The 13817-nt window shown below is 61.6% G+C and carries 16 protein-coding genes and 1 pseudogene; 9 read left to right on the forward strand and 8 right to left on the reverse strand.

Going from position 1 to position 13817, the window contains the following annotated elements; all coding sequences use genetic code 11:
* The first annotated feature begins 493 nt into the window (after positions 1 to 493).
* From Q4G24_RS14190 to Q4G24_RS14200, 3 genes are read left to right on the forward strand one after another with little or no spacing between them, the layout of a single operon-like run.
* A complete protein-coding gene (locus tag Q4G24_RS14190) occupies positions 494 to 808 on the forward strand; it encodes a hypothetical protein (RefSeq protein ID WP_303367196.1) in 315 nt (104 codons plus the stop codon).
* A 45-nt stretch (positions 809 to 853) separates the two neighbouring features.
* Positions 854 to 1861: a DUF2169 domain-containing protein gene (locus tag Q4G24_RS14195; protein ID WP_303367197.1), complete on the forward strand. Its 1008-nt coding sequence runs from the start codon at positions 854 to 856 to the stop codon at positions 1859 to 1861.
* Between the two features lie 4 nt (positions 1862 to 1865).
* Positions 1866 to 2264, forward strand: a complete 399-nt coding sequence (locus Q4G24_RS14200; RefSeq protein ID WP_303367198.1) for a DUF4150 domain-containing protein — start codon at positions 1866 to 1868, stop codon at positions 2262 to 2264.
* A 295-nt stretch (positions 2265 to 2559) separates the two neighbouring features.
* On the opposite strand, the gene Q4G24_RS14205 is transcribed toward Q4G24_RS14200, so the two are convergent.
* Positions 2560 to 2850, reverse strand: coding sequence for a hypothetical protein (locus tag Q4G24_RS14205; RefSeq protein WP_303367199.1), 291 nt, complete (start codon positions 2848 to 2850; stop codon positions 2560 to 2562).
* A gap of 80 nt (positions 2851 to 2930) precedes the next feature.
* Complete coding sequence (locus Q4G24_RS14210) at positions 2931 to 3608, reverse strand: DNA methyltransferase (RefSeq protein ID WP_303367200.1); 678 nt, start codon at positions 3606 to 3608, stop codon at positions 2931 to 2933.
* A 498-nt stretch (positions 3609 to 4106) separates the two neighbouring features.
* Here Q4G24_RS14210 and Q4G24_RS14215 point away from each other — a divergent pair, with 498 nt between their 5' ends.
* Positions 4107 to 4394, forward strand: a complete 288-nt coding sequence (locus tag Q4G24_RS14215; RefSeq protein ID WP_303367201.1) for a DUF2285 domain-containing protein — start codon at positions 4107 to 4109, stop codon at positions 4392 to 4394.
* A 48-nt stretch (positions 4395 to 4442) separates the two neighbouring features.
* Here Q4G24_RS14215 and Q4G24_RS14220 read toward each other — a convergent pair whose 3' ends face one another.
* Positions 4443 to 5123 (reverse strand): GntR family transcriptional regulator, encoded by a 681-nt coding sequence (locus Q4G24_RS14220; protein WP_303367202.1) that lies wholly within the window; start codon positions 5121 to 5123, stop codon positions 4443 to 4445.
* 80 nt (positions 5124 to 5203) lie between these two features.
* Between Q4G24_RS14220 and Q4G24_RS14225 the strand changes: the two genes are divergently transcribed.
* The 5 genes from Q4G24_RS14225 (at position 5204) to Q4G24_RS14240 (ending at position 8369) form a co-directional block, all read left to right on the forward strand.
* Positions 5204 to 6415: a benzoate/H(+) symporter BenE family transporter gene (locus Q4G24_RS14225; protein ID WP_303367203.1), complete on the forward strand. Its 1212-nt coding sequence runs from the start codon at positions 5204 to 5206 to the stop codon at positions 6413 to 6415.
* Positions 6416 to 6418: 3 nt separating this feature from the next.
* The gene (locus Q4G24_RS14230; protein ID WP_303367204.1) at positions 6419 to 6679 is read left to right on the forward strand and encodes a hypothetical protein; all 261 of its coding nucleotides are present in this window, start codon (positions 6419 to 6421) and stop codon (positions 6677 to 6679) included.
* Positions 6680 to 6997: 318 nt separating this feature from the next.
* Positions 6998 to 7138 carry a hypothetical protein gene (locus Q4G24_RS16650; protein ID WP_368660946.1) on the forward strand — a complete coding sequence of 47 codons (141 nt, stop codon included), beginning with the start codon at positions 6998 to 7000 and terminating at the stop codon, positions 7136 to 7138.
* Positions 7139 to 7581: 443 nt separating this feature from the next.
* Entirely contained in the window at positions 7582 to 7974 is a 393-nt protein-coding gene (locus Q4G24_RS14235; protein ID WP_303367205.1) for a hypothetical protein, read from the forward strand.
* Positions 7975 to 7982: 8 nt separating this feature from the next.
* Positions 7983 to 8369: a hypothetical protein gene (locus Q4G24_RS14240; RefSeq protein ID WP_303367206.1), complete on the forward strand. Its 387-nt coding sequence runs from the start codon at positions 7983 to 7985 to the stop codon at positions 8367 to 8369.
* Positions 8370 to 8583: 214 nt separating this feature from the next.
* On the opposite strand, the gene Q4G24_RS14245 is transcribed toward Q4G24_RS14240, so the two are convergent.
* From Q4G24_RS14245 to Q4G24_RS14265, 5 genes and pseudogenes are all read right to left on the reverse strand, one after another.
* Entirely contained in the window at positions 8584 to 9066 is a 483-nt protein-coding gene (locus Q4G24_RS14245; RefSeq protein ID WP_303367207.1) for an antitoxin Xre/MbcA/ParS toxin-binding domain-containing protein, read from the reverse strand.
* A 31-nt stretch (positions 9067 to 9097) separates the two neighbouring features.
* Positions 9098 to 9916, reverse strand: a complete 819-nt coding sequence (locus Q4G24_RS14250) for a hypothetical protein (RefSeq protein WP_303367208.1) — start codon at positions 9914 to 9916, stop codon at positions 9098 to 9100.
* 56 nt (positions 9917 to 9972) lie between these two features.
* Positions 9973 to 11595, reverse strand: coding sequence for an exonuclease domain-containing protein (locus tag Q4G24_RS14255; protein WP_303367209.1), 1623 nt, complete (start codon positions 11593 to 11595; stop codon positions 9973 to 9975).
* Between the two features lie 14 nt (positions 11596 to 11609).
* On the reverse strand, positions 11610 to 12584 hold the full coding sequence (locus Q4G24_RS14260; protein WP_303367210.1) for a hypothetical protein: 975 nt from the start codon (positions 12582 to 12584) through the stop codon (positions 11610 to 11612).
* 1004 nt (positions 12585 to 13588) lie between these two features.
* Positions 13589 to 13774: pseudogene (locus Q4G24_RS14265) on the reverse strand (IS3 family transposase); the annotation flags it as partial.
* Between the last annotated feature and the right edge of the window lie 43 nt (positions 13775 to 13817).

Raw genomic sequence — 13817 nt, forward strand, 5'->3', positions numbered from 1 at the left:
GCGCCAGCTTGCGCTCGACCTGTTCGCGGGCGATCTGGCGACCGATCAGCCGGGCCAGGGATCGGATGGCGGTGTCGGATGATGCGGTCAGTTCAGGGGAGAACGTCCCTCGCGGAACTGTCTTTGCTGTTCTGCGCTTTTGTGCCATCTCGCCGCACCGCCTTCTGCATTCTCCGAACCCAGCAAAGCCGCTCGATCCCGGATGGGGCAATCCTTGTGAGCCGATCATCAAACTGGCGCGCGCTCTGGCGTAGGAAAAGGACAGTCTGTCATGCGGCGTCGAGGCAGGTTTGGGGCTGTTCGGCCAAAGCGCAGGGCCACGTGATTCGCGTGATCTCATGAGAGGCTGGGCGGTGCTTCAGCAGAACTATGCTTGGCGCCAGCATCGGCCGGAAACAGAACAAGGACAGAGCGAGAGCGGTGCCGTGATCGGGGTGGTTCCTGCGGAGCGAGAGAGTCTGCGGGGCCTTCACCCTGATTGCGGAGTTTCCCTATGATCCCTTATTCCTTCCACGCCCATGTTGCGCCCGAGGCCATCGACAAGGTCGGGCGCCTGTTCAATGCCTCGCTCGACGATATCCTGAACGAGCTGTTGCAGAATGCCCGCCGTGCCGGGGCGACGCGGGTTGCTGTCGATCAGATCGATGATCCGCAATTCGGGGCGGCAATCCGTGTGGCGGATGACGGGCCGGGGCTGGATGATCCGCAAAGCCTGTTCTCGCTCGGCCGCAGTGGCTGGGGCGATGACACCATCACCGCAGAGGATGCGGCGGGGACCTTTCTGCGGCCACCGCAAGAGGAACTTTGACGTGGTCGCGGTAATAATGGCGCGCCAATTTGATGCAACAGGCCGATGAAAACCACATCCAAGCTTCCGCTTTCTCATATCAGCTTCCCCCATTGGCATACCGATGACAGCGAGGTCGGCGTGGTGGTGGTAAAGGCGGCCTTCGTGCTGTCGAACGACGGCGCGCGGGTATCGCAGCCGCCCGCCCTGGACATGGCCGACCTGTTCGAGGGCTGCGACCCGGCCACCAGCGCCCTGCTGCGCGAACAGGACATTGCGCCGTTCAAGCCTAGGACCGACCTGACGATCAGGGGAAGCGCCCGCAGCTTTGACAGTACGGCGCGGCGCGATTGGCCGGTTTCGGTGAGCATTCCTGACAGGCTGTTCTATGGCTTTCATGTGCGCGGGCCGTCGCGCTGGCGGAAAATCATGACGCGCTGGCGGCTTGACCAGCCCGAACTGACGGCCGAGGTACCGCTGACCTATGCGCTGGCCTATGGCGGATCGTGCAGGCAACGCGATCAGGTGATGTTCTTCAAGCAGAATCCTGCCGGGCAGGGCTTCATGACCGAACCCGCGGCGCGGGACGTTGACGGTTGGGCCGCGCCTCAGATCGGGCTGTTGGCAGAGTTCATGGCCGCCCAACCCTTCACGCCCATGGCCGTACATGGCACAATGCCCGTGGCAAAGGGCTGGCTGCCGCGCCAGGCCAGTGCCGGCACCTTCGACGATGCCTGGCAACGCGACCGCCATCCCCGCATGCCGTTGAATTACGATCTTGGCTTCTGGAATGCAGCCCCGCTACGCTTGCAGATCGCGCCGTATCTGCAAGGCAATGAGACCCTGCAATTGCGCGGCGTCTCGCATCTGCATGAAACAGTGACGCTGGCCTTGCCCAGGGTCGGTCTTGCTTTACAGTCGCACCCTACGGGCGATGCGATCCCCATGGCGCTTGACACGGTCGACATCGACATCGGGGCGATCGACCAGGGCCGTGCCACCGCCACGATGCTATGGCGGGCACTGGTGGCCGACCGCGATGCCTTTTTCCCCGCCGAGATCGTAAGAGGTTGAAGAAATGCAATCCGCTGCACGTCATTCTGGCAAGAACGCCACCATCGTCTGTCTCGCCCCCGATGTCTGCATGACGCAGATCGGCGGCTCGGCCGTTCCGATCCCCTATATGATCATCTCGCGGCTGGACTGGTCGGACCGGACCGTCAGCAGTATCGATCTGACGGGGCTGCGGGCCTTCAACATGAATGCCCGCACAAATAAGGTCACCGGAAATGAGCCGGGCAAGCTAGGCGGCGTCAAATCTGGCGTAAACTTGGGCTGGTGCCGGCCGCAATCGAACAAGGCCAACATCTTCATCGACGGGGCCGAACTGATCCAGAACGACAACCTGTATGAGATGAACTGCAACGGCCCCGACGGGCCGGGGAACATGATCGGCCGACTGGTCTATTTCGAATAGGCCCGGACCAACCTTGTTGGTTCACTCGAATCGGTGGCGTTCGCTAGAGCTTGTTGACGTTTACCGCAACCGTCATTCGTTTGCGGTAAACGTCAACAAGCTCTAGCAAGGCCAGCATTATATAGTGAGAGTCCGGCCTTATCAGCGCCAGCTTCTTTTTCGCTCTGGCAAGAGCCGGCGAGCCGGGGCGTGAGGCCCGGCGAGCGCGATTTTTTCGGCGTGGCGGCGCCTGGACACGCGAAGGCCGCCAGTCCATCTGGATCGGTGGCCCTGGTGTTTCGGTCTTGCGGTTATCCTACGGGCGCAGCCAGCGCCACGGCTCATCCGTCCCCGCGCGCCGATAGGACAGGCGGCGGCAACGGAACGGCTGCCATAGGTAATTCAGCGGCTCGAAGCCATGCCACCAATCCGCATCAATGTCGCCGCAACGACCTTCAAAGAGAAGATTCCCGTTTGCTTCGTAGAGCCGGAACTCCATCAGTAGGGCGTCGCCCTGTTCGGGGGCGCCACGGGCAGGAACGCCGTCCGCGTCCTCCCCCATGCCGATGCAGCCGCCATGATGATCAACCGTAACAATCCAGCGCATATCATGCCCTTTCATATGAATGGTGAGGGTGATGCGCTCGCCGCTCGGATGGGCGCATATGTCGGGGGAAAGGGGCGATCCTATGCGGCCGCCCGTTCGTGCTGCCGCTGCATCCACGCAAGCCGCTTGCTGGCCGTCTCATGGTGCCGGCTGTCCAGCTCGACGCCGATCCAGTCGCGGCCAAGCTGCTGCGCTGCCGCCAAAGTGGAACCGCTGCCGCTGAAAGGGTCCAGCACCAGGTCGCCGGGCTTCGTGAAAGCCTCGATCAACGGGCGCAACGCCTCGACCGGCTTTTGCGTCGGGTGCAGCTTGTTGCCCGCATAGGGGAAGTCGATCACGTCCGGGATGGGATTATCGGGCAGGGAAACATTGCCCTTCGCCAGCAAGTAAGCCTGTTCGTGCTGGTAGCGCAGGAACTTCGACGACGACGCATAACGCTTGCGGAACACGATATGCCCGACAACGCGGAAGCCTGCCGCCTTCCATGCGTCCATGAACAAATCGACCTTGTTCCAGCCGTAGAACGAAACGGCGAAACCTCCATCCTTCAAGACGCGGTGCATCTGGTTGAACGCGGGGCGAAGCCAACGGGCGTTGTCGTCGTTCGCCACCTTCCTGCCGTCGCGGCTGCGGTAGTTCACGAGATAAGGCGGATCGGTCAGGATGAAATCAACCGTTCCCCTGTCGAAAGACCGCATCACGTCGATGCAATCACCATTGAAAATCACATTGCGGGGGGTGTTGGCGTTGCCGGTCATGTCTCTAATCCTCGGGTTTGGGGTTCAGAGCAGCGAAGCGCCGCTCCTGAACCCTTGCCCGGCGGCGAGCCAGGGGTAGCAAGGCGCAAGAGAAGTCTTTGGCACCGTGGAATAAATGGAGGGGACCCGCTTGCGGGGAGCAGGCCGTTTATGCCGCGAAAGGCCGGAGAGTTTCCTTGTGCCGCGCGAGGGCAGCGCCCTTAGCTCTTGCTTTCACAAACCGGGTTACTTTCAGCCTTCGACCGGATAGATTGCGCGCAGAGCAGACGCGCTGCTCCGGGGCGTCGAAACCCCTGACTAGTGGCTGGTGCCAGCCAGAACGGCACCACACTCCTTGACCTTATGGTCGGGGAGCCCGTGGCGTATGTCCAGGGCTACCCGCCTAAAGGCCACGGGGCCGTCTAGTCACGGTTTCGAACTCCCCGATCACCAGGGTGACAAGGATGGTTTGCGGGGGCGCACCGCGGACACCATCCAGGCGAAGAGGGAGACATGCCCATGCGTGTCAGACCGGAACTCGATCCCGATGTCGAGGACGAAGCCCCGACCGGCCCCGACATTACGATCTACGATGGAGAGCATTTCGTGACCTATCTGCGCCTGCTCGACGCGGACGCGGAAGGTGCGGACTGGACCGAAGTGGCGCAGATCGTTCTGCACCGCGATCCCGTCGCCGATCCGGCGCGCAGCCGGCGCTGCCGGGAAAGCCATCTCGCCCGCGCGCGGTGGATGACGAAAACCGGCTATCGGCGGATTCTCGAACAGGCGGTTGAAGAAGGGCGTTGATCCAGTAACGTGGAACTGTCGCAAGTTTCGGGATTTTCGCGACAGACTTCACTCCTGTCCGGCGAAGAAAGCCACGATGTTGTCGGCAGCAGCACCGAGATGGTGGCGCAATGTTTCGATGGCCCGCTTTGCATCACCTTGTTTTGCCGCGACCAGCATTTCCCGGTGGTCGTCCTGCGACAGGTGAGCGCGTCCCTTGGCTGCAAGTTGGAAGCGTAAATAACGGTCGAAAGAAGCGAGGTAGCTTTCCGTCAGCGCGATCAGCTTTGGACGGCCCGCCGCACCGTAAAGCGTCATATGGAAGCGACGGTTCAGTTCGCCCATGCGGCCGGGGTCTCCCCCTCTGTCCATTTCGGCGATGAGATCACCGGCGCGCTCGAACTCGGCGGGGGTTAGATGCGGAATTGACCGCTCAAGAACTGCCGGTTCCAGCGCGAGCCGGATGGCGTATATGTCGGCGGCATCGGCAGCCGAGATTTCCGTCACGACGGCACCCTTGTGCGGAACGAAGTCCAGCAACGCCTGCGCTTCCAATTGCCGGAGTGCTTCCCGGATCGGCATCCGGCTCACCCCGAATGACGCGGCAAGGTCTTCCTGACGTAAGGGCGTGCCTCCGCGAAGCCGGCCCGTGAGGATGGCGTTTCGCAGGGTTGCTTCCACGAACTCCGTGGCGGTGCGGTGCCGGCCACCGGCCTCCGCTATCAGCGCTGACAGGTCGAGCTTGGGCATGATCGAATATCCATTTGTATATTGGATCCAATTATGTCAGGTTGAGCCAACATTGTCACCCTGCTCAAAGCCGTTTTCTAATGACTCATTCACCTCCCGCAGCCCCGCCTCTAACCGCTGCAGCCGCGATCCAGCCCGTTACCGCCGGGCTTCTGGCGGCGGTCGTCGGCTTCGCCAGTGCATTCGCCATCGTGCTTCAGGGGCTGGCCGGCGTCGGCGCAACACCGGCCGAAGCGGCTTCGAGCCTGCTGGTTCTGTGCGTCAGGCAAGGCGTTCTTGCAATCTATCTTGGTTTACGCCACCGACAGCCGCTCAGCATCGCATGGTCAACACCGGGTGCTGCCTTGCTGATGGGAGCTGGCGTGCCGGGTGGCGGCTTTGGCGTTGCAGTCACGGCCTTTCTGATCACCGGCCTTCTCATCGTCATCGCCGGACTATGGCGTCCTCTCGGCAGAGCTGTCTCGGCCATCCCCCTGTCTCTGGCTAGCGCGATGCTCGCCGGCATCCTGATGGAGCTTTGCCTCGCGCCGGTCCATGCTGTTACGCAACTGCCGGGTCTGGCGCTGCCGATCATCCTTGCATGGATGCTGGCGTGGTGCCTGGTTCGCCGGTATGCGGTGGTGGTCGCTGTTCTTGTGGCGAGCGTGATCGTTGTGGCCACGACCGCGATGCCGGCCGATGCTTTCGACCTTTTGAGGCCGAAGCTGATCTTCATCCAGCCCGTTTTCGATTTCCTGCCGGCACTCGGTATCGCCATCCCCCTATTCATCGTCACGATGGCATCACAGAACGTGCCCGGTGTCGCCGTTTTAAGGACAAGCGGATACGAAGCGCCGGTCGGTGATGTATTCGTGTCGACGGGGCTCGGCAGCATCGCCACGGCGGTGTTCGGCGGCCATGGCCTCAACCTCTCCGCCATCACCGCCGCCCTCTGCGCAGGTCCCGAGGCGGGACCTGATCCGCAGCGTCGCTATCTGGCAAGCGTTGCGGCGGGTTTTGCCTATCTCGTGCTGGGACCGTTGGCCGGCTTCGCGTCTGCCTTCATCGTCGCATCGCCTCCCTTGCTGATTCAGGCCGTGGCCGGATTGGCCCTGCTGTCCAGCCTCGCGGCATCGCTGACAACTGCAATGGAAAGGGAGAGCCATCGGCTGTCGGCGCTCATCACCTTCATCACGGCGGCGTCCGGCATATCCTTGCTAGGCGTCGGTGCGGCATTCTGGGCGCTGCTCGCCGGCGCGCTTCCGCTGCTCATGGAAAAAGGCGTTGAAGCCATGAAACGGAAGGCGTCATAACCCATGAGCGTGCAGCCCCTCTATCAGACGCATGCCGATCTTCTCGCACTGGAAACCAGCGTCATCGACACGCGCCCCGGCATGGTACTGCTGGACCAGTCGATCGTATTTCCCGGTGGAGGTGGTCAGTTGCCCGACCGGGCTTCGTTCCAGTGGGAAGACGGAGAAGCAGCGATCACAGGCGTAACGCGAGACGACCGAGGATGGTGGCACGCATTCGAGGGAGAGGCAGAGGTCGCCGGCCCTGTCCGTATCAACCGTTGATGCCGGTTTTCGTCGCCTCATGTGTGAACTGCACACGTTGGCCCACATCGCCAACAGCATTGTATTCCAGACATTCGACGGAGCGTTGCTGACGGGAGCCCAATTGTCGGGTGACGGGACTTTCCGGCTGGATTTCGATCTTCCCGCTTCGGACGTCGATCGGCTTCGCATGCTGGCGGGGCCGATCAATGACACCATACGGGCGGACTTGCCTATAAGAGAATTCTTGATGTCATGGGACGCTGCAAACGCCGTTCCCGGTCTTTTCCGGAGTAAAGCCGTGTCGCTGCCCGTCAGGCCGATGGCAATGTTCGCATCGTGGAGATTGGAGACATCGACCGTCAGGACTGCGGCGGCACGCATCTAAAATCGACCGGAGAAGCAAGGCCGGTGCGGATTCTCAAGGTGGACAACAAAGGCCGACAGAATCGGCGTATCAAGATCGGGTTCGATATTTGACCAGCGCGAACGGCGGGATTCATCTTCTCTGTCGCGGAAATCCTAAAACCTGCAACATCTCGCCAAGGGCCGGTTTTGCCGGCCCTTTCGTGTCGCACGTCATTGTCGCAAGTGATGAAGACACCTGCGACATGATCTGCAACAGAGAATATCGGGCGCGACCATCTCGGTCGAGCGTAAGCGGTGCATCTGACCCCCGAGAACCAGTCTTTTCCTCGGGAATGCGGGGGCCTATCTTGGCGCCACGCGCCAAGATGAACGAAGTCAGGCTGTGCCGAATGGCACAGCTCCGCCATTCACCTTGGTTTCCAATGCAGCACCTGTTCCGCCACTACGAACCCATTCGTTGAGAGCAAAAAAGACGCCTAGCTCAAGCCTCGAGAGATGCTCAAGCGCAGTCAGCCGAACCGATAGCTGCTAAGGGGGGCTATCAGGAGACAATGATGGCCGACGACCATACACAGGAATGGCACCCAGGAAGCTTCACCAAGAATTTTGGTTGGGGCAACGAGGGGGAAGGCTTGTCGGCTTTGCACCGGGCCATTCGCGTTGGTTTTGAGGATGACCGGCACGACGTGCCGCGCGGCGTGTTTCGGCAACGACTTGAGGCCAAGGGGTTAAACTTTTTCATCCCTGCCAACTTCTTTCTCTTTAACTTCACTGATCGTGCAGTCGACTTGATCGCTTTTGACGAACTAGTGTTCCAAGCAATCAGCTTCGAGCATTCTCTCGACTTCGACCGGCTCGCTTTGCTGGCCTTCAACCTTTCATTGGTGGGAACATGGCAGAGCGCTAGGCTGTGGCGGTTGCGGATGGCATGTATCATCCGTCGATGAAGGAGAAGATGACCGGGCTGGAGGCGCGCAAGGCGGAACTTGCATCCCAACTCAACGCGATACCGGAGAACAAGCCTGCCTTGCTGCCCGTGGCCTCAGGCATCTACGCAAAGAAGGTCGCACAACTGACCGAGGCGCTCAACCACCCCGCAGAGCGCCAGCAAGCAAGCGAGGCTCTGCGTATGCTGATCGAGAAGATCGTGCTGACACCGGGACCGGAGCGAGGCGAGATTTACGCGACGTTGCACGGAGAACTGGGTCAGATTTTGAGCTGGACCGAGCGGCAAGCCATTGGAGCGGCTACAAAAACAAACACTCCCGGCGGGACCCGCTCGGGAGTGTTGGTATCAGTGGTTGCGGGGATAGGATTTGAACCTATGACCTTCAGGTTATAAGCCCATGGAAGGGCAAAACCGAATAGTCAGAAAAACCAGAGACTTACAATGCAAACCTTTGTTCTGGCGTGATTTTCGTCTTCGCAAACATCAGCATTCGCACGGATTCACACGCAAGACCGGTGCGAAGCCTGCAGTCGCAGGTTGATGTGGTGTTGATGTAGCCCACGCGCCCTCCCCCGCAGATCACCATCGCAGACCGTCATGTCGGCCTTCATTTCCGATGTTCCTGCAGTCCAAGCTCGACCCACATCCAGCTGAAATCGTACTCGGCGATGGGGCCCTTTCCACGCCCGGCGCTGCGGTTTTCCAGCAGCTTCAGCCACTCGATCACCATCTCGCGTCCCGCGGACGTGCGCACCGCTTGGCGCGGTGACTTGCCGCCCAGTGCCGGGATCGGCGCGTCCAGCGTTTCGCGGTAATGCTTGTCCAAGTGATCCCGCATGAGCTGGCGCGCGATCTCGGGCGGGATTTCATCGGCGGCGTCACTTGGCCTGTCACGCCGTTGGTCGGCCCGCATCTGCTCAACCGTCCGGATCGTGGTCAACGGTGCCCTCAGCAGATCCCCGGCGGCCGCGCCGATCAACGTCTGGACCTTGGCCGCCCGCTCGGCCGAGTTGACGGTCACGAGCAGCGTCTTACCCGTCAGTTCCAGCGAGCCCAGCACGGTGGCCCCCTCCATCTGCGTGTCCAGCATGATTCCACCCCCCGCCTTTCCACCGCGCGCCTTACGAGTAGCCAGCCAGTTCCATAACTTCGGCCAGGAGGCCCTTCACCCGGTCCAAACGCTCCGCCACTGCTTTCTGCGTCACGCCGCTGGCAAGCGGGTAGCGCAGATCGTGGAACAGCACATCGTCGCCCTCCGAATTGGTGAACTGCGGCTGTGCCGGGCTGAGGGCACGGTCAATCTCGATGAACAGCCAGGCGGAAGTGAAGATGGGTGCGCAGCCCATCAGTTGATCGTGCGAAAGCCGCAGCCCATCTCGTTTCTTCAGCTTCAGGGCATCGCGAAGCCCGGTAAAAAGAAGATCTACCGCCTCGGCCCGGAAGGGCAACAGCGCCCCGGAGATGACATGGTAATCGCGCTCGGCCACCACCCGAACGGCAATCCTGTCCCATTGTTTCAGCGTCCGCGTGGCGGATTTCTCTCTGACCGTTACGGGTGCGGCATCCGGCAGCAAGTCCCGCAGCACCATAGACGCCCCGGGCTGGACATCGCTGACTTCATACAGACTGACCGGCGCATCCCTTAGCGCGGCGAAATAGGCCCTGTTCAGCGCCGTTTCCTTCCAGCCGCGGCGCTTCAGATAGAGATCGACGATGTTGCCGTCCTCATAGCGCTGGCCAAGGAAATCCTCGAACCCGCACCCCCATAAGACGCCTGACCATTGCTCGCCCAGCAGGTCGGCCAAGCCGTCCTGATCGATCTCGAATTCCTCAAGCGCAGGCAACAAATGTTCGGCGACCACATCCTGCAACCGTTCCCGCCAGTCACCTTCACGGCTGATGAAGGCCAGAAGGCCCGATATGTCATTGCGCTCGGCCATTGCCCCTTACTCGCGTGATTGCCTGGAACAAGGCCGCGGGATTCTGCTTGAAGCCATTATCCCGCAGCCTTTGATCCATTCCTAGGAAAGACGCCGCTGGAGCGCACACGATAACTGTAGGGTGCCACTTCCTCGACCGTCACCATGTCCCCGGCGCGAACGCCATGCCGTTCGAAGAACTCCCGGATCCAGCCGCGCTTGCGGAAAAACTTCTTCTGACCATCGAGGTCTGTCATGACAACGGCCGCTCCACCCCAGTCGACGGCGATTTCGCGCTGGGCGGCCGAGGCACGGTTTGATCCACCGATCGCATCAGCCGGAAACCTTTCGAAGAAGCTCCTGAGATAGATGTGGTTGTTGTCGATGTTGCCCTGCGTGATTTCGGTCGTGCCGATGTGGCGCCCTCTGTGCCGGCGCGGGACTGCATCCGACCGCATCGGTGCGGCGAAGGGCTCGTGGAGAATCTCCACAGTGGCGCCGCTGTCCTCGATCAGGTCGAAGTCCTCGTCGTCCGCAATCATCACCCGGCCCGCCTGAACCGGAATCTGCGTGCGAACAGGCTGAACACCTTCGGCACGGAGGACCACTTCCGCCGCCGCCCGGGCGTCCTCACCTGCGTCATGGTGCTCGAACACGAGGCCAAGATGCTGCTTGAGGCTTGCGAGACCGTGTCCACCGTTGCCCCGCAACTCAGGCCAAGCTGCGCGGGCGACGTGGACGCTATCGCGCCAGTCCCACTGCGGGACCGGCAGGCCGCAGTCTCCACAGGCGGCCGCGACGGCGCTGCGGTCAAAGCCCGAGTGCTGATAGACCGTCGCACTGTTCAGGGCATCCCGCAGGACCGGCAGCACCTCGGCAAAGGTCGGGGCGCCCTGCACCATGCGGGCACTGATTCCATGGAGGTAGGTGAACACCCAGTGATCCACCTGCGGATCAACATAGGTCACCCAGGTCTCGATGGAATTGTCGGGGCGCACGCAGGCGACACCGATCTGGCAAATGCTGCCACGGTCGTTGTTCGCCGTCTCGACGTCCAGCGCGAAGAAGCGAAACGGGCCCTCGGGAAAGGGCGTGACACGCGTCTGCCGGATGACCGCGCGTTTCGGCGAAGGCGCCTCTACAGCACCAACCATCGCGGAAAGGAAGCGCAGGCGCTGCCGTTCGATTGCCGCCAATTCCCGGGCGCCCCATCCAAGGCGGCGCAGCGTGGCCTCGACCAGATCGACCGGCTCGTCGTAGACCTGCATCCGGCGCCGGTTCCAGGCGATGGCATGATCGGGCGCGAGAGAGAGCACCTCGGCCTCCAGCCGCGCGATATCGACGGTGTCGGGCAACGGAAGCCAGACCGCGCGGCAGTGATCGACGACAAATTCGTTGCGCAGCGCCTTGGCGATATCACCGTCAGCCTTGGTCAGCGCATCCTTGCGGTCGCGCCACATCCGGCCGGTGTTGTACATGGCCGAGAAGTAATGGCTCATGCCTTCCGAGCCGGTGCGATGGCGCTGGTGGATCCGCTCGTAGAGGGTCTGATCGGTCGAACTGGTCGAACCGATGTAGCGAAGATCACCATGGTGATCGACGAGGCCGTAAAGGCCACGTGCATCGCGCGGTGCCTGAACGGTCGGGCGGGGCGCCGCTTCGAGCAGGGCGGACAGCAGGTCTTCGGCAGAGAAAAGCATCTTCAAACTCCGGATCACATCGACATCAGCTGGCGGCGCTCGATGCGCTTCCAGTCGCGCCCCGACACAATGCCCCAGTTGCCCGCCTCGTTCGGACGCCGCCAGCGCGGCGTGGCCATCTTCTGCAGGGCAGACAGCGCCTCGTTGAAGGAGGGGTACGAGACCTCCTCGCCCTTCGCACCGATCATGAACTTGCCGCCGCGCGCGAGACCGGGATGGAAGTGGCTGCCGTCAGCGGCGACGGGGACGAAGACCACCTCGCCCGAGAAATCCGGACTCGGCGCCTCGGGCGCCGCCTCATCGGGCTGCTGCCAGATCGAGGCAAAGAACTCCTTCCGCCCCTTCAGCCACGAGGCTGCACTGACGGCCGTCACCCGCTGACCGACCTTCTCCAGCCCGCCATCACCGCTGGACAGGATGTTCCGGATCCGGCCTTCCGTGACGCCGCCGAACAGGGCGAGCGACTGCAGGTCGACCTCGCCCGCGCCGGTGTCGATGGCGTGGCGCGAAAGAGCAAGATTGATGATCCGGGCAATCACGCCCTGCGGCTCCGGGTTCGCAATCTGCCGGAACTGGTCAAGCTGCTGCGCCAGCGTATCAACCCAAGGCTTGCGGGCATCGAACTGAACTTCTGCAGGAAGCACACCGTAGAGGCCGTAGATGCCCGCGTTGTCGATCAGCTTCGTGCCCGTCCAGTGCGGCGTCAGAACCGGGTCATAAGTCTCGAACGCCTCGCGCCAGGTCTCGCCCTCGACATCGGGACCATGCAGCATGGCGAAAAGATGCGGCGCGACGTCCTCTGCGCCGAGGATCATCTCGATCACGCGGAAACGGGAGGCGAGAAGCTCGAGAAGCTCGGGTCCGTAGTCCCAGTTCTGCCGGTAGTCGATGTTATCGGCGCTGAAGTATCCGGCCAGTTCGCGGTGGAACCAGGTCTCCCGGCGCTGTTCGGCGGTCATGGTTTCGGGGGTCAGGGCGGGCATGTTCATGGTCTTGTCCTTCAAGCGTGCAGGCGGCGGATCATGGCGCGGAGGTTGTGACGCGCACGGTGATCGGAGGGCGTAGATGCCGCGATGAGGAACCCTCTCTCGAAATGAAGAGCGTAGTGACGACCGCGCGGCTCGATGCCGAGCAAGTCAACACCTTCAGCACGACACAGCTGCTGATACTCTCTGACGACCTTGCGCATGAGGCAATCTCCGTGAAATCATATTTGTTGTCTCATGTATATATGCCAATCCGCGCCTTCGTCAATCGCGTTACTTCACGATTCACACAATTTGCCTCATTGACACAATGCAGCCCAAGCGAGGCCTCTGGCGAACTGTTTTTCCATGCATTTTCATGCACAAAGCCTTGCCGCCCTCAGCGGCAGAAAGCGGTGATGCGCAGCTTCACGCACCTGCCAGCCTTATCCACAGCTTCATTTGGACCACCCCCTTGCTCCGAATCGAAGCCCGCGGCACGGTGCATCCTTGAGGAGAGCAGCCCTCAACCAAAAGCATAACAGGTCTATCGGAACGGCATTCTGGCAGGGTCGAGGCGCTTTGGCGCCCCCAACGGCGTTGTCACCGATCATGTTTTCCCCCGCACCTTCGTGGTGCGGGCTGCAGATGGTTTGAGCAAAGCCGATCCTCTGTCTTGATGAGGATGTACCGTTCATGGGCTTGCCGCCGCGCGTCTATTTCACCGTTCACGAAGTCACCGCCCGCTGGGGTTGCAATATCGCCGACGTCGCCGGATGGGCCGACGCGTGGCGGCTCCGGATCCTGACTAGAATCCCTGCCGTGCGCTGTTGCAAAGAGGTTGTCGTAGGCAAAGGGGTACTCTCTCCGATGGAACTGCTGCCGCTGTTTCGCCGCTGCGGCACCGGCCCCACCGAAGGGGTGATGCGCCGTATCCAGCCACTCGCACGACAGGAGTGGCTGCTGATCACCTATCCTGCGGGCGCCGATTGGACCTGTCCCGGTTCCGTTCCGGTTGGGTGCTCATGTTAGGCGGCCCTCTGTTCGAAGGCCACGGGTGATTTCCAGCCCAAGGTCGAATGTTTCCGCCGTGGATTATAGAAGCCGTTGATGTATTCGAAGAGGGCAATCTCGACCTCACGACGGGTGTGCCAGTCTCGGCACCAGACCGATTCGGCCTTCAGCGATTTGAAGAAGCTCTCGACGGCCGAGTGTTTAGTCACGCCACGGTTGCCGCTGACTGTCAGTTGGCTTGCC

The organism is Paracoccus sp. (in: a-proteobacteria), from assembly GCF_030538695.1.
GTDB lineage: Bacteria > Pseudomonadota > Alphaproteobacteria > Rhodobacterales > Rhodobacteraceae > Paracoccus.